Below are 20,977 nucleotides of genomic sequence, written 5' to 3'. Positions count from 1 at the left end.
CGCGCCGCCCGTCGAGCCGCGCCGCCGAGGGGCGCAGGCGCGGGTCCGCGACCGTCTCGACGCCGGTGGCGCGCACGACGAACGCCGAGCGCGTGCGGGCCGCCGTGGCGGCGTTGAACGGGACGAGCGCGAACTCGCCCCCCGTCGCGCTCCCCGCCACGCACAGCGCGGTGCCCGCGGGCGCCACGACCTCGCCCGGCGCCAGCACGCGCGCGGTCGACGGGTCGCAGGCGGTGGCCGTGGCGGCGACGGTGGCGGCGACGGTCGCGGCGAGCGCGGTGCCGGGCACCGTCGCCGTCACGGCCACGGCGCCGGCGACCGCGCCGAGCACCACCGACGTCTGCGCGCGCCCCTCGGCGTCGGTGACGGCGGAGGCCGAGGTCACGGTGGCGCTCCCCCCGGTGACCGCGAACGCCACCGGGGCGCCGGCCACCGCCTGCCCGCGCGCGCTGGTCACGCGCACCACCACCGGGGCGGCGAGGGTGCTCCCCGGGTCGCCCGTCTGGCCGCCGCCCGACGCCACGCCGATGGCCGCCGGGGCGACCGCGGTGCCGGTCTCGCTCGGCGAGCCGGTGGGGCCGGCGCCCCCGCCGCCGCCGCACGCGGCGAGCAGCGTCAGGAGCGCCGCGGCGCCCGCCGCGCGCGCGCCGTCGCTCGTGTGTCGCCAGCCCCGCATGGTCGCCCTCCGGCCGCCGCCTGCGCCCGCCCCGGAAGGGCGAGGCGCATGCCACGGGGCCGCCCGGGCGGGCGGCGGCTCAGCCCTTCGTCACCGTCAGCGTGCCGGCCGCCGCGTTCAGGCTCACCGCGTACTGCGCCAGCGCCCGCGTGGCCGGGCCGACCACCACCGCGCCGCTGGTGTCGTACTGCGACCCGTGGCAGGGGCAGACGATGCGCGACCCGGTGAAGGTGCCGACGGTGCACTGCTCGTGGGTGCAGATGCTCGAGAACGCGCGGTAGCCGGCGGCGGTGTTGATCACCACCACGTCGGCGCGCTGCCCGCCCACCGTGCCGAACACCTGGAAGCCGTTGGCCTGGGTCAGCGCGGCGAAGCGGGCGAGCTGCACCGTGAGCACGCCGCCGGCGATCGTCGCCCCGCCGTCGGCCGGGATCGCCGGGCCGCCGGGGTCGGTCGGGCCGCCGTCGCCCCCGCCGCCGCACGCCGCCAGCGCGGCCGCCACGAGGGAGCAGGTGGTCGCGGCGACGAAGTCGCGGCGCGACACGGACGCGTCGGGGAGGGTCGGCAGGGGGCGCATGGCGAACGCGAAGGGGGAGTGCCCGTGAAGACACTCCCCCGACGCCCCACCCCACCCCCGGTCACGCCGCCCGGACGATCCGCCCCAGCGGGTGTCGGTGGTGCGCGAACCCCTCCTCGGCGCCGCGGCCGATCGCCACCAGCGCGGGGATCTGCACGTGCTCCGGGAGGCCGAGCAGCGTCCGGACCCTGGCCGGCTCGAAGCCGGTCATCGGCGAGGTCTGGTAGCCGTGCGCCTCCGCGGCCAGGAGGAGGTAGCCGAGGGCGATGTAGCCCTGGCCGGCGGCCCAGGTCTCCTGCTGCTCCGGCGACTGCCGGCCGAAGAGGTTGCGGACGTGCGCGGCGGCGGCGGCGGCCTTCTCGGCGGGCATCCCGGGGTGGACCGTCTCCTCGACGGTCGCGAGGGCGTCGCGCATGTCCGTGTAGAGGACGAGCACGGCCGGGGCCGACCGGACCTGCCGCTGGTTGAACGCCGCCTCGGCGAGCCCGGCCTTGAGCCCGGGGTCGCGCACGACGACGAAGCGCCACGGCTGCACGTTGAACGCGGAGGGGGCGAGGCGCACGACGTCGAGGATGGCGTCGAGGTCGCCCTCGGGGATCGCGTCCGGCGCGAAGTCGCGGATCGAGCGGCGGCGGGCGGCGGCTTCCTTCACGTCGAGCAGGGCGGTGGTCTCGTAGGACATGTCTCGTGGCATCCCAGGGTTCGGGGAATAAAACCCTCACTACTGAGATAGGTTCCCGGGCGCCGGCGCTGGCGTCGCTCGTGCAGGTGCCGGCGGTCCCCGTCACCTCCGGAGCCGTTCCGATGCAGACCTCGCCCACCCCCGAGTCCGAGGGCGTGACGCCCGACTCGCACGCCGCCGACGTCCCGCCCGCCGTGGCGGCCGGCTCGCCGCCGCCGCCCCCACCGGCCGAGGTGCAGGTCGGCGGCGCCACGCTGATCGAGCCCGCGCCGGCGGGGAGCGCCGTGCCGGGCGACGCGAGCACCGGCGCGGTGCAGGGCGCCGCGTCCGCGCCCGCCCCGGCGCCGCGCCCGCGCACCAAGGGGGTGGCCGACATCGTCTTCCTGGTGGACGTCACCGGGAGCATGGCGCCGATCATCGACGCGCTGCGGAAGAACATCGAGGTGTTCGTCGACTCGCTGAGCCGGGGCGACGCGAACAACGCCGCGCCGGTGAAGGACTGGCGCGGGAAGGTCGTCGGCTACCGCGACATCGAGCACGCGGCGGCCGAGGGGCTGCCGTGGATCGAGGACCACCCGTTCGTGCGCGACGCGGTGGCGCTCAAGGCGCAGCTCGGGACGCTGCGCGCGCAGGGGGGCGGCGACGAGCCCGAGTCGCTGCTCGACGCGCTGTACACGATCGCGACGATGGAGGCGACGCCGAAGGGCGCGCAGAGCGAGGACCCGGCGCGGTGGCGCTACCGCAGCGAGGCCGCGCGCGTGGTGGTCGTGTTCACCGACGCGTCGTTCAAGGAGACGCTGCAGATCCCCGCGGCGAAGGGGGGGAGCCTCCAGGACGTCGCCAACGTGGTCATGGCGAACCGCATCATCCTCAGCCTCTTCGCGCCGAACTTCGAGAGCTACGACCGGCTGAGCCAGATCGACAAGTCGGAGTGGGAGGTCGTCGAGTACGAGGGGCTGTCGCCGCAGGAGGCGCTGCAGCGCTACACCGCCGACGCGGCCAACTTCCGCACGACGCTCAAGCAGCTGGCGGCGAGCGTGTCGAAGTCGGCCGAGACGATCGCGCTCTGAGCCGCGCGCCCGGGGACCGATGGCCAAGAAGCTGAAGGTCGGCGACGCGCTGCGCGGCTACCGCGTGACGAAGGTATTCGGCCCCGGGGCGATGGCGATCTCGTACGCCGCCGAGTCGGCCGACGGGCGGCGCGTCTTCCTCAAGCAGTACAAGTCGCCGGCGCCCACGGTGGTGTGGTACGGGGCGTTCGTGGACTACCAGCAGGAGCTGGCGGCGCGGGTGCGCGGCGGCAAGGCGGCGGGGTACGCGGTGCGCCTGGTCGACGCGTTCGAGGAGACGTGGGGCGGGCGCACGTACTTCCAGGCGTACGAGTTCGTCGAGCACGGCGGCGACCTGCAGCAGCTGTTCGACGAGGAGCGCGCGGCGCACGAGCGCGACGGGCGCTCGCCGCTGCTGGAGCCGGAGACGTGGGCGCGCCACGTGACGTGGGCCAAGGTGCTGATGGCGGCGATCGCGGCGCTGCACGAGTCGCGCGTCGTGCACGCCGACCTGAAGCCGCCCAACGTCTACCTGATCCGCGACCCGTCGATCGGCGCCGGCTACCAGCTCAAGCTGATCGACATGGACTTCTCGGTGCTGGCCGACCGGCGCGCGCCGTGGCACGGGCACCAGGGGTACGTGGGGTCCGACAACTACCGCTCGCCCGAGCACATGACGAGGGGCGGGGTGCCGGGGACGGCGTCGGACGTGTTCACCTGCGGGCTGCTGCTGTACGAGCTGCTGGCCGGCGTGCACCCGTACTGGCGCGACGACCAGGCGGAGTACGCGGCGCTGGTGCGCGCGCACGCCGCGACGCCGCCGGTGCTGGCCGGGGTGATGCCGTCGCCGGCGGACAACGCGGCGGTGTCGGCGGCGCTGCACCGCTGCCTGTCGCCCGACCCGGCGGCGCGCCCCACGGCCGCCGAGCTGCGCGCGGTGCTGTCCGGCCGTGCTGCGGCCGGGGCTGCGGTCGGCGGGCCGCGGGTGGAGCCGTCGACGGCCACGCCGAAGGAATCCGCACCCCGCAGTCCGCAGCCCGGAGCGCCCCTCGTGTCCGACCGCGTGCAACTCGTCGGCGCCGGCGGGCGCGCGCTGCCGATCGGGGTGCGCACGGAGCTCGGCAAGCACCTGGCGCGGCAGTTCGGCGACGACGCCGAGTTCTGGGACCCGCGGCAGATGGTGCTGGAGCGACTCGCCGACGGGCGGTGGCAGGTGGCCCCGCTCCCCGGCACGACGAACGAGACGCTGCTCAACGGCGAGGCGCTGGCCGCGCCGCGCGCGCTGCGCGACGGCGACGTGCTGGCCGTGGGGCGTCAGGCGAAGGGGATCGCCAAGCTGCCGCTGACGGTCCGTGCGCTCTGACCCGCCGCCCCCGCCGCCGGAGCCGCTGGCGCGCACCACCGACGTGACGCCGCCCGAGCCGGTGCGCGCGCACGTGCTGGGCGGCCCGCCGCCGTCGCGCCCCGCGGACCCGCCGCCGGCCCCGCCGGCGCCCCCGATCGTCGACGTGCCGCCGGTCGTCGAGGTCGAGACGCTCGACTGGGACGCGCTGCGGCGCGCCGCCGCCGACGCCGCCGTGCGCGCCCGCGCGGATGCCGCGCTCGGCGCGTGCGAGGCGACGCTCGACGCGGGAGGGCTGCTGTTCGACGCCGACCGCGCGTCGCCGGACGACCGCGCGGTGCACGTGCGCGCGCTCGACGACGCGCCGCTCTGGTTCGTCGGCGACCTGCACGGCGACCTGCTGGCGCTGGAGGCGGCGCTGGCGCTGGTCGGCGACGACGCGTCGGCGCGGCTCGTCCTGCTCGGCGACCTGTGGGACGACGGCGGCCACCCCGTCGAGGTGCTGCTGCGCGTGTTCGAGCTGGTCGCCGAGCGTCCGGGGCGCGTCTGCCTGGTGGCGGGGAACCACGACGAGGCGCTGCGCTGGACCGGCGAGCGCTTCGCCGCCAGCGTGTCGCCGTCCGACTTCGCCGAGTGGCTGGACGCGCACCCCGAGGACGCGACGGCGCGCCGCGCGGCGCGGCTGGCGATCCGGCTCGCCGAGCGCGCGCCGCGGGCGCTGTTCCTCCCGGACGGGCTGCTGGTGGCGCACGGCGGCTTCCCGCTCGTCGACCTGCACGCGGAGCTGGAGGCCGGCGGCGACTTCAACGACCCGCGCGCGCTGGCGGACTTCGTGTGGACGCGTGCGCACCCGAAGGCGCGGCGCAAGCTCCCCAACCGCGCCTCGCGTGGCAGCCAGTGGGGGCACGAGGACTTCGCCGACTTCTGCGCGCTGGCGGCGCGGCTCGGGCGCCCCGTCACGCACATGGTGCGCGGGCACGACCACGTCGAGGAGCGCTGGGCGGTCTACCGCGCCGGCACGCCGCACCCCGTGCTCACGACCGTCGCGCTGTCGCGGCGGCTGCCGCGCGAGGCGTTCGGGCCGTACGCGCGCGTGCCGACGGTCGCGCGCTGGGTGCGTGGCGCGCTGCCGCAGGTGCACCGGCTGCACGTCCCCGCGGACGCGGTCCGCGCGCTGTACCCCGAGCCGCCCCCCGAGGACGATACCGAGGGCGCCGCGGAGGGAGGCGCGTGAGCGCGCTCGTGCGGCGCTGCCCGACCTGCGGATCGACGCAGGACGCGGCCGGCGTCTGCGACACGTGCCACGACGCGGACGTGCGGCTCTTCTGCGCGAACCACGCGCCGGGGCGGTGGCTGGACGCGCCGCCGTGTCCCGCCTGCGGCGCGACGCTGGACGCGGGCCCGGCGCGCCGCCCCGCGCCGCCCCCCGTGCCGCCGCCCGCACCCGTCCCCGAGCCGGTGCGCGAGGCGCCGCCGTCGTGGCGCCCTCACCGGCCGGTGGTCATCGAGGACGCGCGCCCCGAGCCGCCGCTCGGCGGGTGGCGGCTCCCCGAGCGTCCGCCGATCCCGGTGGTGCGCGTCGGCCTCCCGTCGGTGGCGGGGTGCCTGGGGCGGCTGCTCCTGCTCGCGCTCGTGCTGCTCGTGCTGGCGGGCGCCGCCTTCGCGTGGCTGCTCTGGGGCTGACGGCGCGCCGCGTCAGACGGGGTTCGTCGTCAGCAGCGAGACGTCGCGCACGAACACGCGCGGCGGGAGGCGCAGCATCGCCACCACCAGCTGGGCGACGTCGTCGGTCTGCATCATGCGCTCCTCCGGCCCGATCGTGAGCCCGACCGCCGACGCCAGCTCGGTGTTGACGGTGCTCGGGAGCAGCGCCGTGACGCGCACGTCGTGCCTGCGCACCTCGGCGGCCAGCGACTCGGTGAAGCGCAGCACGGCCGCCTTGGACGCCGCGTACGACGACGTGTTGGCGACCCCCTTCTCGCCGGCGGTCGAGGCGACGTTGATCACGTCGCCGCGGCGGGCGGCGATCATGTCGGGGAGCACGGCCCGCGTCACGTAGTAGGTGCCCAGCACGTTGACGCGCTGCATCGCCTCCCAGTCCTCGGGCGGCATGTCGAGGATGGCGCCGAACTTCGCGATGCCGGCGTTGTTCACCAGCACGTCGATCGGGCCGAGGCGCTTGCGCAGCTCGGCGACGGCGCGCTCCACCTGGTCGCGCTGGCCGACGTCGGCGGCGGCGACCGCGATGCGCGACGCGTCGTCGCCCGAGAAGCCGGCGAGCTCCTCGGCGACCCGGTCCAGGTCGGCGCGCGTGCGCGCGACGAGCCCGACGCGCGCCCCCTCGCGCACGAGCGCGGCGGCCACGGCGCGGCCGATCCCCTTTCCGGCGCCGGTCACGAGCGCCGTGCGTGCCTCGAGCATGCGATCCCCTCCGGGCGTGTGGGTGACGTGCGGGCGCGGGCACCGCGAGATCCGCGCCCGGCGCCGGTCCCGGAGGGCCGCGGGACCCGCTAGCATGCCGCGCATGACGCCGCACACCAACGGCGGGCCCGCCGGCGCGGTCCGCCTCATCTTCATCGACGTCGACGGCACGCTGGTCGGCGCGGACGGGACGGTCCACCCGCGCGTCTGGGCCGCGCTGGCGCCGCTGCACGCGGCCGGCGTGCACGTCGCGACCTGCACCGGGCGCCCGGGCTTCGGCGTCACGCGCGCGCTCGCCGAGCGGCTCGACCCGGCCGGGTGGCACGTCTTCCAGAACGGCGCCAGCGTCTCGCGCCTCGACGGCGGCGCGACGCGCTCGGCGGGGCTCTCGCCGGAGACCGTGCGCGCGCTGCTGGCGCAGGCGCGCGCCACCGGCCGCACCCTCGAGCTGTACGCCGACGCGTCGTACGCCGCGGTGCAGGGGCCCGCCGACCCGTACGCGGGGCGCGCGGCGCGGCACGCGGAGCTGATCGGCGCGCCGCACGACGCGCGCGGGCCGGAGGCGTTCGCGGCCGCGGAACGCGTCGTGCGCGGGCAGTGGATGGTCGCGCACGACGAGCTGCCGGCGGTGCTCGCCGACCCGCCGCCGAACGGGCGCCTCGTCCCCTCGGGGTCGCCGATGATGCCCGAGACGACGTTCGTGAGCGTCGTCGACCCGGCGATCGACAAGGTCACCGGCGTGCGCGCGGTGGCCGAGGCGTACGGCGTGCCGCTGTCGGCGGTGATGTTCGTCGGCGACGGCGGCAACGACGCGCGCGCCATGCGCGCGGTGCGCGAGGCCGGCGGGTGGGCGCTCGCGCCGGCCAACGGCGAGCCGGAGGCGCTGGAGGAGGCGCAGCAGGTGGTGGGGCACGTGGAGGAGGGGGGGCTCGCCGACGCGCTGGCCCTCGCGATGGAGACCGTCACGCCGGGGGAGACGCACGCATGACCGCACCGCAGCACGACGCCGGCGACGCGCCGGTCTGGTTCATCACCGGCTGCTCGACCGGCTTCGGGCGCGAGCTCGCGCGCGCGGTGCTGGAGCGCGGGCTGCGCTGCGTCGTCACGGCGCGGAACCCGGAGTCCGTGCAGGACCTCGTGCGCGGGCACGAGGACCGCGCGCTGGCGCTGCGCCTCGACGTCACCGACGCCGTGCAGGTGTCGGACGCGGTGCGCGCCGCCGAGGAGCGCTTCGGGCGCATCGACGTCCTCGTGAACAACGCCGGCATCGGCTACTTCGGCGCGATCGAGGAGAGCGAGGAGGCCGAGGTGCGGCGGATGTTCGAGATCAACGTGTTCGCGCTCGGGCGCATGACGACGGCGGTGCTGCCGGGGATGCGGCGGCGGCGCAGCGGGCACGTGGTGAACATCGCGTCGATCGGCGGGATCCGCGCGTTCCCCGCGGTCGGCTGGTACAACGCCACCAAGTTCGCGGTCGTCGGGCTCTCCGAGGCGCTGTCGCTCGAGGTCGCGCCGCTCGGCATCAAGGTCACGGTGGTGGAGCCGAGCGGCTTCCGCACCGACTGGGCGGGGCGCTCGGCCAACGAGGCGCCGGTGGAGATCCCGGACTACGCCGAGACCGCGGGCGCGAACCGCCGCAACATCCGCAACGCGAGCGGGAAGCAGCCGGGGGACCCGGCGCGCGCGGCGGCGGCGATCATCGCCGCGGTGGAGGCGCCGGAGCCGCCGCTGCACCTGCTGCTCGGCAAGGCGGCGCTGCGCGGCGCGCGGTGGAAGCTCGACCTGCTCCAGTCGAACTTCGACGCCTGGCGGGAGACGACGGAGGGGGCGGACTTCCCGACCTGACGCGGCGCGCGCCGCGGCTGTCGGCCTCGTCATCCCTGGGGCGCGGACGCCACACGGATTGACGGCGCTTCCCGGATGCCCGATAGTGGCGCGCCGCGCGACCGCGCGGGTGCTGCTGCCGGTGTCCGGGCCTCGCTCCCGGGGCCCACAGCCCAGGAGGTGCCGTTGCCGCACGCTCCATCGTCCCGCCCCCGCCGCCCGCTGGCGTGGGCGGCCCCGTTCGTCGTGGCCGCGGCGTGCGCCGACGCGCCGACCACCCCCGCGCTCGCGCCGCGCGACGCGCCTTCGGCCAACGCGACCGCCGACTATGCCCAGACGCTCGGCTTCCGCCGCGCGGTCACCGTCGACCGCGTGCGCGCGCACCAGGCGGCGCTGCAGGCGATCGCCGACGCGAACGGCGGGACGCGCGTCGCCGGGACCGCGGGGGGCGACGCCAGCGAGGCGTACGTCCACGCGCGCCTCGCCGCGGCGGGGTACGCGCCGTCGTACCAGTCGTTCAGCTTCACGTTCACGGGCGACCGGACGCCGCCGGTGCTGCAGCGGATCTCGCCGCCCGCCGCGACCTACGCGCCCGGCGTGGACTTCGCCACCATGACCGGCTCGGGCAGCGGCGACGTCACCGCGCCGGTGTACGCCGTGCAGCTCGACTTCACGCCGCCGATCGACCCGTCGATGATCGGCTGCGCGGCGGGCGACTTCGCGGGCTTCCCGCCCGGCGCGATCGCGTTGCTCCAGCGGAACGGCTGCACCTTCGCGCTCATGGCGCAGAACGCGCAGGCGGCCGGCGCCGCCGGCGTGATCATCTTCAACGAGGGGAACACGCCGGACCGCCTGGGCGTGGTCACCGGCACGCTCGGCCCGGCGCCGGGCGTCACGATCCCCGTGGTGGGCGCGACGTTCGCGCTCGGCCAGTCGTTCGCCCTTCCGGTCACGAACGGGCCCACCGGCGTGGTGGCGCGGCTGCGCGTCGACTTCGTCAGCAGCGAGACGCGCACGGGGCGCAACGTCATCGCCGAGGCGCCGGGCGGCGACCCGGCGCGCGTGATCGTCGTCGCGTCGGCGGTCGACGGCGACGCGCGCGGGCCGGCCATCAACGCGACGAGCGGCGCGGCGGCGGCGCTGGCCATCGCCGAGGCGTACGCCGGGCAGGACCGGACGTCGACCAACCGCGTGCGCTTCGTCTTCTTCTCCGGCTACGCCGAGGGGAACCTCGGCACCACGCACTACCTGAACGCGCTCGCGCCGTCCGACCGGGCGCGCATCGCCGCCGTCGTGGGCTCCGAGGTCCTCGGCTCGCCGAACTTCGGGCGGTTCGTGCTCGACGCGACGACCGCGCCGGCCGGCTCGGCGGCGATCCGCGACCTGCTGACCGAGTACTTCGGGCAGGCGGGGCTCGCGAGCCGGACGCTGTCGCCGCCCACGGGGAGCTTCGGCGGGAGCGTGCTCACCCCGTTCGCGCTGGCGGGGATCCCGGCGGGCGGCCTGTACGCCGGCACGATCGAGCCGAAGACCGCCGAGCAGGCCGCGCTGTTCGGGGGCACGGCCGGCATCGCGTTCGACCCCTGCTACCGCCTGGCCTGCGACACCTTCGCCAACGTCTCGCCGTCCGGGCTCGACCAGATGACGGACGCCACCGCGCACGCGGTGCTCCTGCTGTCGCGCCGCAACCTCCTGAAGGAGCCGCTGGCCGCGCCGTGACGCCTTGCGCGGCTCACGTACTAAGTGCATAGTATGACGCGCCGTCACCCGTCCGGTGGCGGCGCGTCGACGTTTCCGCGGGGGCCACATGCGACGCGCGTTCGCGCTCCTCCTCCTCACCCTGCTCGCGGGCGGGTGCGCCTCGCGGCGCCTCGCGCGCGACGAGGCCCGCGCGCTGGCGGCCGCCGACACGCTGGTGCTGCGCGGGTGCCTCGACTGCCTGACGCAGGCGCGCGCGACGTACGCGCGGGCCGCCGCGGGGAGGCGCGGCGCCGCGGTCGCGCAGCGGCTGTTCGAGACCGACGTGCTGATCGCGCTGCGCGAGAAGGAGCAGGCGCTCGGCGCCGACTCGTCGATGGCCCGCGCGCGCGCCTCCGCGCCGCGGCGCGCGTGCGCGCTCGACCGCGCGCGGCTGCTGGCGCTCGCCGCGGTGGTCATGCCCGACCCCGACGGCACCCCGCTGCGCGCGCTCGGCGAGCAGCGGCGGCGCACGGTGACGATGCTGCCGAAGCTCGACGGCGAGCTGGCGTGGCTCGCGGGGACCGGGTGGGCGCCGGCGGTGCGCGACTACCTGCGCCTCGCGGTGGACTGCACCACCGGGCGGTGGCCGAAGGACCGCCCGCTCCCCGGCGGGCCGCCGGTGGTGCGCTACCGCGCCGCCTTCTGCACGCGCGTCGACACGGTCGCGCTGGCGGCGCTGCAGGACGAGGTGCCGGGGCTCGCCGAGGCGTGGTACTACCGCGCCGGCGCGGCGAGCGCGGACGCGGCCGACGACGGCGGGGGCGTGGCGCGCGCGCGCTTCGACTCGGCGCGCGCGCGCTTCCCCGACGCGCCCGGGATCAACTTCGCGAACGGGTGGCTGGAGCAGGTGAGCGGCGACTGCGACGCCGCGATCGCGCGCTACGACGCCGCGGTGGCGGCGCAGCCGGGGCACGAGCGCGCGTGGCTGCAGCGCACCGTGTGCCTGTCGGCGCTGCACCGCGACACGGCGGCCGAGGCGTCGGCGACGCGCCTGATCGCGCTGCGCGCGATCAACTCGGGCGACGGGTACTACTGGCGCGCGCTGAGCCGCCTGCGCCTGCAGCGCCTGGCCGAGGCGCGCGGGGACGCCGACACGGCCAAGGCGCGCAGCCGCGCCGACAACGTGCTGACGCTGGCCGGCGTGATCGAGCACGACCAGGGCGACCTGGGCGTCGCCGAGACCGACCTGCGCGACGCGCTGGCGGGGCCGAGCGGCGCGGGCAACTGCACCGCGATGTCGTACCTCGCGCGCGTGCTGACGCGGAAGTCGCAGTGGCGCCCGTCGGCCGAGCACTTCGCGCAGGCGATGGGGTGCTTCGACCGGAAGGTGGCGCAGGCGCGGGAGCGGATCGCGCGGCTGGCGGCGCAGGCGGCGGCGAACCCGCAGCGCGCGGCGGCGCGCATCGCGCGGCTGGCGGCCGACAGCGCGGAGCAGCGCCGGAGCTACCACGCGTCGGCGTACAACGCGGCGAGCATGCACGCGCGGCTGGGCGAGATGGCGCGCGCGGGCGAGCTGCTGGAGATCGCGGCGCGCGACCCCGAGCGCGCGGAGCAGGTGGCGAAGCTGCGCGAGGCGATCGCGGCGGTGCGCGTCTCGCGGGCGGGGGGCGGGCCGTAGCCCACAACATGTCCATGCCCGCAGTGCAGCCGCGCCGGTGGACGGCGGACGAGGTGCGCGCGCTTCCCGACGAGCCGGGGAAGCGGTTCGAGTGCGTGGACGGGGAGCTGATCGTGAGCCCCGGCCCGAAGTGGGCGCACCAGCGCGCGGTCCGCGCGCTCATCGTCCTCCTGCACGACTACGTCGCCGCCCACCGCGTCGGCGACCTGCTGATGGGACCGGGCGAGGTCGAGTTCGACCCGTACACGCTCGTGCAGCCGGACCTGTTCGTCCTGCCGCTGGTCGACGGGCGCGTGCCATCGGGGCCGGAGGATTCGGCCGACCCGCTGCTCGTGGTCGAGGTGCCCTCGCCGTCCACCGCGCGCTACGACCGCGGCGTGAAGCGCGACCGCTACCAGCGCGCGGGCGCCGAGTGCTGGATCGTCGACCTCGACTCGCGCGTGGTGGAGCGGTGGCTGCCGGGCGCGGCGGCGCCCGAGGTGCTGCGCGAGGAGCTGCGGTGGCACCCGGCCGGCGCGGGCGAGCCGCTGGCGCTCGCGCTCGCGCCGCTGTTCGCGGAGGCGCACGGCGAGCGCTGAGGGCCCGCCGTCAGAGCTTGTGCGACGAGAGCAGCAGGCTGGTCTCGGAGCTGGAGATGCCGCGGATCTCGCGGATCCGCCGCAGCGCCTCGTCGAACTGCTCGAGCCCGTCCGTCGCCAGCTCGGCGACGATGTCCCACCGCCCGTTGGTGGTGTGGAGCGCCCGGATCTCGGGGAAGCCGCGTAGCGTCTTCAGGATGTCGCGCGCCCGCTCCCCCTCGACGCCGATCATCATGACCGCGCGCACCCGGGTCGGCTCGGCGTCGGGGGTCGTCCGCACGGTGAAGCCGAGCAGGACGCCGCGCGCGACCAGGCGGTCGATGCGGTTCTGCACCGTGCCGCGCGAGACCCGGAGCTGCTTGGCGAGGCTGGCCACGGTGGCCCGCGCGTTCTCGCGGAGCAGCGCGACGAGGCGGAGGTCGACGTCGTCCATCGTGCCTGGCAATATGTCAGCGGGTGCTGGCGAAACGCTAGAAAGGCCGCGCAGATCGCGCGGCCTTCTCGCTTGTTGCTGACAGCGGTGGCCGGCATCATGCCCCGGTCCGGGCCGGACCCTCCTCTCTCGCGACCATGGCCACGCTGCTCGACGACCCCCGCTCCCTCCCCGCGCACCAGACGCGCCGCGGCGTCCGCGACGTCCACATCGTCGGCGTCCCGATGGACCTCGGGGCCAGCCGCCGCGGGGTGGACATGGGCCCGTCGGCGATGCGGCTGGCCGGGGTCGCCGAGCGGCTGGCGCAGCTCGGGCACGCGGTCGAGGACCACGGCAACGTGCGCGTCCCCGACCGCACGTCGTTCACCGGCACGGCCGGCGGGCGCGCCTTCCTCCCGGCGATCGCCGAGGTGTGCGCCGAGCTGGCGACGTTCACCGCCGGCGCGCTGCGCAACGGCGCGACGCCGCTGGTGCTGGGCGGCGACCACTCGCTCGGCGCGGGCTCGGTGGCCGGCGTGGCCACGGCGCTCGCCGAGCGCGGCGAGGCGCTGGGGCTGCTCTGGCTCGACGCGCACTCGGACATCCACACCCCCGACTCGAGCGGGTCGGGGAACGTGCACGGGATGCCGGTCGCGCACCTGCTCGGCCTGGGCGACCCGCGGCTGTCCGGGCTGGCGGCGCCGGGGCCGGCGGTGCGCCCCGAGCACGTCGTGTACGTCGGGCTGCGCGACGTCGACCCGCCGGAGCGCGCGCTGATCCGCGAGCTCGGGATCCGGGCCTTCACGATGCGCGACATCGACGAGCGCGGGCTGCGCGCGGTGATGACCGACGCGATCGAGATCACGATGCGCGGCACGGGCGGGATCCACGTCTCGTGCGACGCCGACTGGGTCGACCCGTCGGAGGCGCCGGGCGTCGGCACCCCGGTGCGCGGAGGCGCGACGCTGCGCGAGGCGCACCTGGCGATGGAGATCGTCGCCGACGCGCACGCGATGCTCTCGATGGACCTGGTCGAGATCAACCCGATCCTCGACCGGCACAACCACACCGCGGAGCTGGCGGTCGACCTGCTGGCGTCCGCGTTCGGGCGGAGAATCCTCTGACGATGCTGCGGACTGCGGGCTGCGGTTTCCGAATCCGCAGCCCGCAGCCCGCAGCCCCACGGTGATCATGGCCACCACGACGCTCGACGGCAGCGCGACCACGGACTCGTTGATCGCGCTGGAGGACGCCCACGGCGCCCACAACTACCACCCGCTCGACCTCGTGATCGAGCGCGCGGAGGGGGCGTGGGTGTGGGACGTGGAGGGGCGGCGCTACCTGGACTGCCTGAGCGCGTACTCGGCGCTGAACCAGGGGCACCGGCACCCGCGCATCCTCGCCGCGCTGGTGGAGCAGGCGTCGCGCGTGACGCTCACCTCGCGCGCGTTCCGCAACGACCAGCTGCCGGCGTTCTGCGCCGAGCTGGCCGCGCTGTGCGGGCTCGACGTCGTGCTGCCGATGAACACCGGCGCCGAGGCGGTGGAGACGGCGATCAAGGCGGCGCGGCGGTGGGGGCACCGGGTGAAGGGGATCCCGGACGGCGAGGCGGAGATCCTCGTCTTCGCCAACAACTTCCACGGGCGTACCACCACCATCGTCGGCTTCTCGACCGAGGCGGCGTACCGCGACGGCTTCGGCCCGTTCGCGCCCGGGTTCCGCGTGCTGCCGTTCGGGGACCTCGACGCGGTGCGCGACGCGATGGGGCCGCGCACCTGCGCCGTGCTGTTCGAGCCGATCCAGGCGGAGGCGGGGATCCTGCTGCCGCCCGACGGCTTCCTGCGCGGGCTGCGCGCGCTGTGCACGGAGCGGAACGTCCTGATGATCGCCGACGAGATCCAGACGGGGCTCGGGCGCACGGGGCGGACGTTCGCCTGCGACCACGAGGGGGTCCGCCCCGACGCGTACGTCCTCGGCAAGGCGCTGTCGGGGGGCTTCTACCCGGTGTCGGCGGTGGTCGCGCGGCGCGACGTGCTCGACGTGTTCGGCCCGGGGTCGCACGGCAGCACCTTCGGCGGCAACCCGCTGGGGTGCGCGGTGGCGCGCGCGGCGCTGGGCGTGCTGCGCGACGAGCGCCTGGCCGAGCGGTCGGCGGAGTTGGGGGCGTGGCTGCTGCGCGCGCTGCGCGGGATCGCGCACCCGGACGTGGTCGAGGTGCGCGGGCGCGGGCTGCTGATCGGGATGCAGCTGCGCGTGCCGGCGCGCCTCTACTGCGAGGCGCTGCAGGCGCGCGGGGTCCTGTGCAAGGAGACGCACGACACGGTCATCCGCCTGGCGCCGCCTCTCGTGGTCGGGCGCGACGACCTGGCGTGGGCGGCGGAGCAGTTCGCGGCGGTGTTCGCCGGCTGAGGTCGCCCGGGCCGTGACCCGGCGCACGACCGCCGGGCTCGTGGGCGCCGATCCTGCACTCCGGGACGGGAGGAGGTGACCACATGCGCAGATCCATCCTCGCGTTCGCCCTCCTCGCGCTGGCGGCCGGCACGGCCGAGGCCCAGGGGCGGGGGAAGGGGAACGGCAACGGCAACAAGGTCCCGCCGGGGCTCGCCAAGAAGGGCGGCCTCCCGCCGGGGCAGGCGAAGAAGCTCTACCGGGCCGACGACGGTGTCGTCGTGCTGCGCGACGTCTTCGGGCGCAACGGGTACACGGTCGTCCGCACCGTTCCCGAAGGCGACCGCCGGTTCGTATACTACCGCGGCGCCGACGGCGTCGTCCGCCGCGCGGTCGTGGCGCCGGGCGAGGAGCGCCCGAGCTTCACCAACGTCCCCCGTGCGGTCCTCGAGCAGATCTGGTCCCGGCTGTACTGACGCCCTGATGCCGTGACGCACGACCCGCCGCGCGCCGAGGAGGCGCCCGCGACCGCCCCGGCGCGCGCGCGGCTGCACCAGGTCGTCTTCGAGAGCGACACCCCCGCCGGCCGCGCGTTCGACCTGGCGCTGATCGTCCTGGTCCTGGTCAGCGTGGCGGTGGTGAGCGTGGAGACGGTGCCCGGGCTCTCCCCCGGCGCCTACCGCGCGCTGCGCGTCACCGAGTGGACGCTGACGCTCGTCTTCACGGCGGAGTACCTGCTGCGGCTGGCCGCCGTGCGCCGCCCGCTCGCCTACGCGACCAGCTTCTACGGCGTGGTCGACGTGCTGGCGATCCTGCCGACGTACGTCAGCCTCTTCTTCCCCGGGGCGCAGGCGCTGCTGGTGGTGCGCGTGCTGCGCCTGCTGCGCGTCTTCCGCGTGCTCAAGCTGTCGCGCTTCCTGAGCGAGGCGGCGACGCTGACGCGGGCGCTGCGGGCGAGCTCGCGCAAGATCGCGGTGTTCCTGCTGACGGTCAGCACGCTGATCGTCGTCATCGGCTCGCTGATGTTCGTCGTCGAGGGGCCGGCGCACGGCTTCACCAGCATCCCGACGAGCATGTACTGGGCGGTCGTGACGCTCACCACCGTCGGCTACGGCGACCTCTCGCCGCGCACGGGGCTGGGGCGCACGCTGGCGTCGCTCGTGATGATCCTCGGCTACGGGATCATCGCCGTGCCGACGGGGATCGTGACGGCGGAGCTGACGCAGGGGCGGGGACACCCGGTCTCGGGGCAGGCGTGTCCGAGCTGCGCGGCGGAGGGGCACGACGTCGACGCGCGCTTTTGCCGACGCTGCGGGCACGCGCTCTGACCTTCCAGGGCGTAGACCGGGGTACGGCGCAGTGCAGGGCAGTGCGCAGAGCGGGGTGAACCGAAGAGAGGGGTGAACCGAACACCGGGATACGGCGGACCTACCGGCTTGGGGCTGTAGGTCCGCGGTACCCCGGTCTGCGCACTACCCCTGTTTTCGGTTCACCCCGATCTTCGCCGTACCCGGAACTGCGCCGCATCCTGAACTGCGCCGTACGGTTCGCTCTTGCCGTTCCGCACTACACCGGGCGAGGATAACGAGCCCCCCGCTCCCTCCCGCCCGCCCCGCCGATGCCCCGCCCCCTCCGCGCAGTCGCCGCCGCGCTGCTGTGCGCCCCCGCCCTCGCCGCGCAGGAGCCGGCCGCGTGGGGCGCCGGCCGCGACCCGCAGTTCGCGACCTTCTCGATCGCCGCGGTCGATCCGCGGACGGGGGAGACCGGCGTGGCGGTGACGACGCGCGTGCCGTGCGTCGGGAACGGGGTGCCGTGGGTGCGCGCGGGCGTCGGCGCGGTGGCGACGCAGGCGAACACCCGCACCGACTACGGGACGACGCTGCACGACGCGCTGGCCGGCGGGGAGGAGCCGCAGGACACGCTGCGCCGCGCGCTGGCCGGCGACAGCGGCGCCGCCGGCCGGCAGGTCGGCGTGACCGCGCTCGCCGGGCGCGCGGCGCAGCACACGGGGACGGGGACCACCGCGTGGGCGGGGCACCGGGCCGGGAGGCACTTCGTCACGCAGGGGAACCTGCTCGTCGGCCCCGGCGTGCTGGAGGCGGTGGCGGCCAGCTTCGAGGGGAGCGAGGGGCGGCCGCGCCACCTCGCCGACCGGCTGATCGACGCGAGCGCGGCCGCCGACGCGGCGGGCGGCGACGCGCCGAAGGGGCGCGCGCAGTCGGCCGCGGTCGTCGTCGCGGACCCGCGGCCGGGGCGCGCGCGCGGCGCCGACGGCGTCACCGCCAACATCAACGTCTGCGAGCACCCCGAGCCGGTGGCCGAGCTGCGCCGCGTCTACGACGCCGTGTCGCAGACGCTCGGCTTCCGCCAGCTGGAGCAGCAGAGCGGCAACGACGTCTGGCAGCTGAAGGTGATGCTGCACGCGCTCGGGCACTTCCGGGGCGGCACGCCGGCGCTCGCCCGCGACTCGACGGCGACGCTCTACACTCCCGAGGCGGTGGCCGCGGTCGACGCCTTCCGCGCCGCCGAGCGGCTCGCGACCCCCGCGCTGGGCTCCCCGCCGGGGCTCGTCGACGACGCGACGGTGGAGCGGCTGTGGGCGGCGCTGGACCGCGCGGGGAAGGCGGACCAGGTGCGGCGCGCGCTGCTCGACGTGACGGCGGTGCGGCGATGAGCGGCGACATCGACCGCCGCGCCTTCTCGGCGACGCTGCTCGGCGCCGCCGCGGCGTCGCTGCTCCCGAGCGACCGGCGAGGGGCCGACCTCGGCGGCGCGCAGCCGGCGCAGTCAGCGCAGCCGACGGCGGCGCTGCGCGTGGACGGGGCGCGCCTCAACCGGCAGCTGCAGGAGCTGTCGCGGTTCGGGCGCAACGAGCGGGGCGGCGTGGACCGCGTCGCGTACTCCGACGCCGACCGCGACGCGCGCGCCTACGTCACGCAGCTGATGCGCGACGCGCGGCTGGAGCCGGGCGTGGACGCGGCCGGCAACATCATCGGGCGGCGCGCGGGGCGCGAGGCGTCGCGGAAGCCGATCCTCTTCGGCTCGCACGTCGACTCGGTCCCCGACGGCGGCAACTACGACGGACCGGTGGGGTCGCTCGCCGCCATCGAGGTCGCGCGCACGCTCGCCGAGCGCGGCGTGTCCACGCGCCACCCGCTCGAGGTCACGATCTGGCAGAACGAGGAGGGCGGGTTGTACGGCAGCACCGCCGTCGCGCTCGGGATCGGGGAGAAGGAGCTGGCGAACGTCAGCCGCAGCGGGAAGACGGTCGCCGACGGCATCCGCTTCCTCGGCGGCGACCCGGCGCGGCTCGCGGCGGTGCGCCGGCGGAAGGGGGACGTCGCCGGCTACCTCGAGCTGCACATCGAGCAGGGCGGCACGCTCGACGCGGAGCAGGTCGCGATCGGCGTGGTCGAGGGGATCGTCGGGATCGGGCAGTGGGAGGTGACGGTCACCGGCTTCGCCAACCACGCCGGCACGACGCCGATGCCGGGGCGCCAGGACGCGCTGCTGGCGGCGGCGCGCTTCGTCGAGCTGGTGAACCGCGTGGTCACCACGACGCCCGGGCGGCAGGTGGGGACGGTGGGGCGGATGCAGGCGTTCCCCGGCGCGCCCAACGTGATCCCCGGCCGCGTGGTGTGCACGCTGGAGCTGCGCGACCTCGACGGCGCGAGGATCGAGGCGCTGTACGCCCGCATCCGCACCGAGGCCGACGCGATCGCGATGGCGACGGGGACGACGTTCGCGTACCAGCCGCTGCACACCAACATCCCGGCGCCGAGCGACCCGCGCGTGCGCGCGCTGATCGCCGAGGCGGCGCGCGGGCTGGGGCTGTCGTCGAAGGTGCTGCCGAGCGGCGCCGGGCACGACGCGCAGGCGATCGCGCAGCTCGGGCCGATGGGGATGATCTTCATCCCGAGCGTGGGCGGGATCAGCCACTCGCCGAAGGAGTTCAGCCGGCCGGACGACATCACCAACGGAGCCAACGTGCTGCTGCACACGCTGCTGAAGCTCGACGCGGGGCTCCCCGCGTGAGGCGTCTCCTCCTCCCGCTGCTGGCCGCGCCGGCGGCGCTGGCCGCGCAGACGCCGCGGGCGCCGCAGGTCGTCGAGACGCCGGTCGCCGAGCTGCGGCGCGCGCTGGCCGCGCGCACGCTCACCTGCCGCGCGCTGGTCGAGGCCTACCAGCGGCGGATCGAGGCGTACGACAAGCGGGGGCCGGCGGTGAACGCGATCGTCGTCGTCGCCCCCGACGCGCTGCAGGTGGCCGACTCGCTCGACGCGCACCTGCGCGGGGGCGGGCGCCCGGGGCCGCTGCACTGCGTGCCGGTCATCGTGAAGGACAACTTCGAGACGCGCGGGCTGGCGACGACCGCGGGCTCGCTGTCGCTGGCCGAGTACGTCCCCGACCGCGACGCGTTCCAGGTGCGGCGGGTGCGCGAGGCCGGCGCGGTGATCCTCGCCAAGTCGAACATGGCGGAGTTCGCGTTCACCCCGTTCGAGACGGTGAGCTCGATCCTGCCGGGGTACACGAGGAACCCGTACGCGCTCGACCGCGTGACCGCCGGCTCCAGCGGCGGCACCGCCGCGGCGGTCGCGGCGAGCTTCGGCGCGGTGGGGCTGGGGACCGACACCGGCAACTCGATCCGCGGGCCGTCGTCGCACCAGGCGCTGGTCGGGATCCGCAGCACGATGGGGCTCACCAGCCGCGGCGGCGTGGTCCCGCTCAACCTCGGCGCCGACGTCGCGGGGCCGATGGCGCGCACGGTGGCCGACGCAGTGGCGGTGTTCCAGGTGGTCGCCGGCTACGACCCCGCCGACACGGCGACGACGGTGGCGCGCGACCGCGCGATCCCCGACTACGCGGCGTCGCTGCGGGCCGACGGGCTGCGCGGGGCGCGCCTCGGCGTGCTGCGGGCGGCGTACGAGCGGCCGAGCGCGGACAGCGGGGTGCTGGCGGTGTTCGCGCGCGCGGTGGCCGACCTGCGGCGCGCCGGCGCGACCGTCGTGGACACCGTGCCGATGCCGGCGGTGGACTCGCTGCTGCGCACGAGCGCCGGGGAGTGCAACCGGTTCAAGGAAGACCTCGAAGGCTTCCTGGCGGCGGCGAGCCCGCGCGCCCCGGTGCGCACCCTCGACGAGATCGTGAAGTCGCGGCGCTGGCACCCGACGATCCAGGCGCGCCTCGAGAACGGGCTGCGCGCCACCGCGCCGATCGCCCGGCAGCCGGGATGCGCGGCCGGCGAGGCGCGGCGCGCCGCCGTGCGCACGGCGCTGCTGGCGGTGATGGACGCGCAGAAGCTCGACGCGTTCGTCTACCCGACGTGGAGCAACCCGCCGCGGCTGATCGGGGACCTCAACACGCCGGCGGGGGACAACAGCCAGGTGTTCTCCCCGCTCACCGGCTGGCCGGCGGTGCAGGTGCCGATGGGCTACACGCGCGGCAACACGCTGCCGGCGGGGATCACCTTCTTCGGCCGCGCGTGGGACGAGGCGACGCTGTTCCGGCTGGCGTACGCCTACGAGCAGGCGACGAAGCACCGCCGGGCGCCGGCGAGCACGCCGCCGCTGCGGTGACGCCGCGCGACCCATGAACCAGGACCGACGCGACTTCCTGCGCGACGCCGCGCGCGCCGGCGCCGTCGCGCTCGCCGGATCGGCGCTCGTGCGC

At 76.2% G+C, this 20,977-nt stretch carries 21 protein-coding genes; 16 read left to right on the top strand and 5 right to left on the bottom strand.

Annotated elements, in window-relative coordinates; genetic code table 11:
- The 3 genes from PYV61_RS02125 to PYV61_RS02115 form a co-directional block, all read right to left on the bottom strand.
- The coding region (locus PYV61_RS02125; protein ID WP_275827820.1) for an Ig-like domain-containing protein at positions 1-676 on the bottom strand (676 nt) is incomplete at its 3' end.
- Between the two features lie 79 nt (positions 677-755).
- Positions 756-1,253 carry a Rieske (2Fe-2S) protein gene (locus PYV61_RS02120; RefSeq protein WP_275827818.1) on the bottom strand — a complete coding sequence of 166 codons (498 nt, stop codon included), beginning with the start codon at positions 1,251-1,253 and terminating at the stop codon, positions 756-758.
- Between the two features lie 61 nt (positions 1,254-1,314).
- Entirely contained in the window at positions 1,315-1,935 is a 621-nt protein-coding gene (locus PYV61_RS02115; protein ID WP_275827816.1) for a nitroreductase family protein, read from the bottom strand.
- Between the two features lie 122 nt (positions 1,936-2,057).
- Here PYV61_RS02115 and PYV61_RS02110 point away from each other — a divergent pair, with 122 nt between their 5' ends.
- From PYV61_RS02110 to PYV61_RS02095, 4 genes are read left to right on the top strand one after another with little or no spacing between them, the layout of a single operon-like run.
- A complete protein-coding gene (locus tag PYV61_RS02110) occupies positions 2,058-3,005 on the top strand; it encodes a vWA domain-containing protein (RefSeq protein WP_275827814.1) in 948 nt (315 codons plus the stop codon).
- A gap of 19 nt (positions 3,006-3,024) precedes the next feature.
- Positions 3,025-4,347 carry a protein kinase gene (locus PYV61_RS02105; protein WP_275827812.1) on the top strand — a complete coding sequence of 441 codons (1,323 nt, stop codon included), beginning with the start codon at positions 3,025-3,027 and terminating at the stop codon, positions 4,345-4,347.
- A complete protein-coding gene (locus tag PYV61_RS02100; protein WP_275827810.1) occupies positions 4,337-5,560 on the top strand; it encodes a metallophosphoesterase in 1,224 nt (407 codons plus the stop codon). Before PYV61_RS02105 ends, PYV61_RS02100 begins: the two co-directional genes overlap by 11 nt.
- Positions 5,557-6,009 (top strand): hypothetical protein, encoded by a 453-nt coding sequence (locus tag PYV61_RS02095; protein WP_275827807.1) that lies wholly within the window; start codon positions 5,557-5,559, stop codon positions 6,007-6,009. The genes PYV61_RS02100 and PYV61_RS02095 overlap by 4 nt, the downstream gene beginning before the upstream one ends.
- A gap of 12 nt (positions 6,010-6,021) precedes the next feature.
- Here PYV61_RS02095 and PYV61_RS02090 read toward each other — a convergent pair whose 3' ends face one another.
- Positions 6,022-6,747 carry a 3-ketoacyl-ACP reductase gene (locus PYV61_RS02090; protein ID WP_275827805.1) on the bottom strand — a complete coding sequence of 242 codons (726 nt, stop codon included), beginning with the start codon at positions 6,745-6,747 and terminating at the stop codon, positions 6,022-6,024.
- Positions 6,748-6,850: 103 nt separating this feature from the next.
- Here PYV61_RS02090 and PYV61_RS02085 point away from each other — a divergent pair, with 103 nt between their 5' ends.
- The 5 genes from PYV61_RS02085 (at position 6,851) to PYV61_RS02065 (ending at position 12,507) form a co-directional block, all read left to right on the top strand.
- A complete protein-coding gene (locus tag PYV61_RS02085) occupies positions 6,851-7,735 on the top strand; it encodes an HAD family hydrolase (protein ID WP_275827803.1) in 885 nt (294 codons plus the stop codon).
- Positions 7,732-8,592, top strand: coding sequence for an oxidoreductase (locus PYV61_RS02080; protein ID WP_275827801.1), 861 nt, complete (start codon positions 7,732-7,734; stop codon positions 8,590-8,592). Before PYV61_RS02085 ends, PYV61_RS02080 begins: the two co-directional genes overlap by 4 nt.
- A gap of 165 nt (positions 8,593-8,757) precedes the next feature.
- Positions 8,758-10,290 (top strand): M28 family peptidase, encoded by a 1,533-nt coding sequence (locus PYV61_RS02075; RefSeq protein WP_275827800.1) that lies wholly within the window; start codon positions 8,758-8,760, stop codon positions 10,288-10,290.
- An 88-nt stretch (positions 10,291-10,378) separates the two neighbouring features.
- Entirely contained in the window at positions 10,379-11,929 is a 1,551-nt protein-coding gene (locus tag PYV61_RS02070) for a hypothetical protein (RefSeq protein ID WP_275827798.1), read from the top strand.
- Between the two features lie 8 nt (positions 11,930-11,937).
- Positions 11,938-12,507 carry a Uma2 family endonuclease gene (locus PYV61_RS02065; RefSeq protein WP_275827796.1) on the top strand — a complete coding sequence of 190 codons (570 nt, stop codon included), beginning with the start codon at positions 11,938-11,940 and terminating at the stop codon, positions 12,505-12,507.
- A 10-nt stretch (positions 12,508-12,517) separates the two neighbouring features.
- Here the strand turns inward: PYV61_RS02065 and PYV61_RS02060 are convergent, their stop codons facing one another.
- The gene (locus PYV61_RS02060; RefSeq protein ID WP_275827794.1) at positions 12,518-12,940 is read right to left on the bottom strand and encodes an Lrp/AsnC family transcriptional regulator; all 423 of its coding nucleotides are present in this window, start codon (positions 12,938-12,940) and stop codon (positions 12,518-12,520) included.
- Between the two features lie 137 nt (positions 12,941-13,077).
- Between PYV61_RS02060 and rocF the strand changes: the two genes are divergently transcribed.
- From rocF to PYV61_RS02025, 7 genes are all read left to right on the top strand, one after another.
- The gene (gene rocF, locus PYV61_RS02055; protein WP_275827792.1) at positions 13,078-14,043 is read left to right on the top strand and encodes an arginase; all 966 of its coding nucleotides are present in this window, start codon (positions 13,078-13,080) and stop codon (positions 14,041-14,043) included.
- 67 nt (positions 14,044-14,110) lie between these two features.
- Positions 14,111-15,328 (top strand): ornithine--oxo-acid transaminase, encoded by a 1,218-nt coding sequence (gene rocD / locus PYV61_RS02050; protein WP_275827790.1) that lies wholly within the window; start codon positions 14,111-14,113, stop codon positions 15,326-15,328.
- An 83-nt stretch (positions 15,329-15,411) separates the two neighbouring features.
- The gene (locus PYV61_RS02045) at positions 15,412-15,783 is read left to right on the top strand and encodes a hypothetical protein (RefSeq protein WP_275827787.1); all 372 of its coding nucleotides are present in this window, start codon (positions 15,412-15,414) and stop codon (positions 15,781-15,783) included.
- A 12-nt stretch (positions 15,784-15,795) separates the two neighbouring features.
- Positions 15,796-16,635 carry an ion transporter gene (locus PYV61_RS02040; RefSeq protein WP_275827785.1) on the top strand — a complete coding sequence of 280 codons (840 nt, stop codon included), beginning with the start codon at positions 15,796-15,798 and terminating at the stop codon, positions 16,633-16,635.
- 290 nt (positions 16,636-16,925) lie between these two features.
- A complete protein-coding gene (locus PYV61_RS02035) occupies positions 16,926-17,981 on the top strand; it encodes a DUF1028 domain-containing protein (RefSeq protein ID WP_275827782.1) in 1,056 nt (351 codons plus the stop codon).
- The gene (locus tag PYV61_RS02030; RefSeq protein WP_275827780.1) at positions 17,978-19,342 is read left to right on the top strand and encodes a Zn-dependent hydrolase; all 1,365 of its coding nucleotides are present in this window, start codon (positions 17,978-17,980) and stop codon (positions 19,340-19,342) included. Before PYV61_RS02035 ends, PYV61_RS02030 begins: the two co-directional genes overlap by 4 nt.
- The gene (locus tag PYV61_RS02025; RefSeq protein ID WP_275827778.1) at positions 19,339-20,883 is read left to right on the top strand and encodes an amidase family protein; all 1,545 of its coding nucleotides are present in this window, start codon (positions 19,339-19,341) and stop codon (positions 20,881-20,883) included. Before PYV61_RS02030 ends, PYV61_RS02025 begins: the two co-directional genes overlap by 4 nt.
- Positions 20,884-20,977 lie beyond the last annotated feature (94 nt).

This window comes from Roseisolibacter sp. H3M3-2 (assembly GCF_029211165.1).
Taxonomy (GTDB): domain Bacteria; phylum Gemmatimonadota; class Gemmatimonadetes; order Gemmatimonadales; family Gemmatimonadaceae; genus Roseisolibacter.
This window is presented reverse-complemented; position numbering and strand designations above follow the sequence as displayed.

Bases quoted from the DNA above. Each gene is read 5' to 3' on its own strand.
- PYV61_RS02070 (WP_275827798.1), top strand. From the start codon at position 10,379: ATGCGACGCGCGTTCGCGCTCCTCCTCCTCACCCTGCTCGCGGGCGGG.
- PYV61_RS02045 (WP_275827787.1), top strand. From the start codon at position 15,412: ATGCGCAGATCCATCCTCGCGTTCGCCCTCCTCGCGCTGGCGGCCGGC.
- rocF (WP_275827792.1), top strand. From the start codon at position 13,078: ATGGCCACGCTGCTCGACGACCCCCGCTCCCTCCCCGCGCACCAGACG.
- PYV61_RS02035 (WP_275827782.1), top strand. From the start codon at position 16,926: ATGCCCCGCCCCCTCCGCGCAGTCGCCGCCGCGCTGCTGTGCGCCCCC.
- rocD (WP_275827790.1), top strand. From the start codon at position 14,111: ATGGCCACCACGACGCTCGACGGCAGCGCGACCACGGACTCGTTGATC.
- PYV61_RS02060 (WP_275827794.1), bottom strand. From the start codon at position 12,940: ATGGACGACGTCGACCTCCGCCTCGTCGCGCTGCTCCGCGAGAACGCG.
- PYV61_RS02110 (WP_275827814.1), top strand. From the start codon at position 2,058: ATGCAGACCTCGCCCACCCCCGAGTCCGAGGGCGTGACGCCCGACTCG.
- PYV61_RS02115 (WP_275827816.1), bottom strand. From the start codon at position 1,935: ATGTCCTACGAGACCACCGCCCTGCTCGACGTGAAGGAAGCCGCCGCC.
- PYV61_RS02105 (WP_275827812.1), top strand. From the start codon at position 3,025: ATGGCCAAGAAGCTGAAGGTCGGCGACGCGCTGCGCGGCTACCGCGTG.
- PYV61_RS02065 (WP_275827796.1), top strand. From the start codon at position 11,938: ATGTCCATGCCCGCAGTGCAGCCGCGCCGGTGGACGGCGGACGAGGTG.
- PYV61_RS02085 (WP_275827803.1), top strand. From the start codon at position 6,851: ATGACGCCGCACACCAACGGCGGGCCCGCCGGCGCGGTCCGCCTCATC.
- PYV61_RS02090 (WP_275827805.1), bottom strand. From the start codon at position 6,747: ATGCTCGAGGCACGCACGGCGCTCGTGACCGGCGCCGGAAAGGGGATC.
- PYV61_RS02080 (WP_275827801.1), top strand. From the start codon at position 7,732: ATGACCGCACCGCAGCACGACGCCGGCGACGCGCCGGTCTGGTTCATC.
- PYV61_RS02120 (WP_275827818.1), bottom strand. From the start codon at position 1,253: ATGCGCCCCCTGCCGACCCTCCCCGACGCGTCCGTGTCGCGCCGCGAC.
- PYV61_RS02030 (WP_275827780.1), top strand. From the start codon at position 17,978: ATGAGCGGCGACATCGACCGCCGCGCCTTCTCGGCGACGCTGCTCGGC.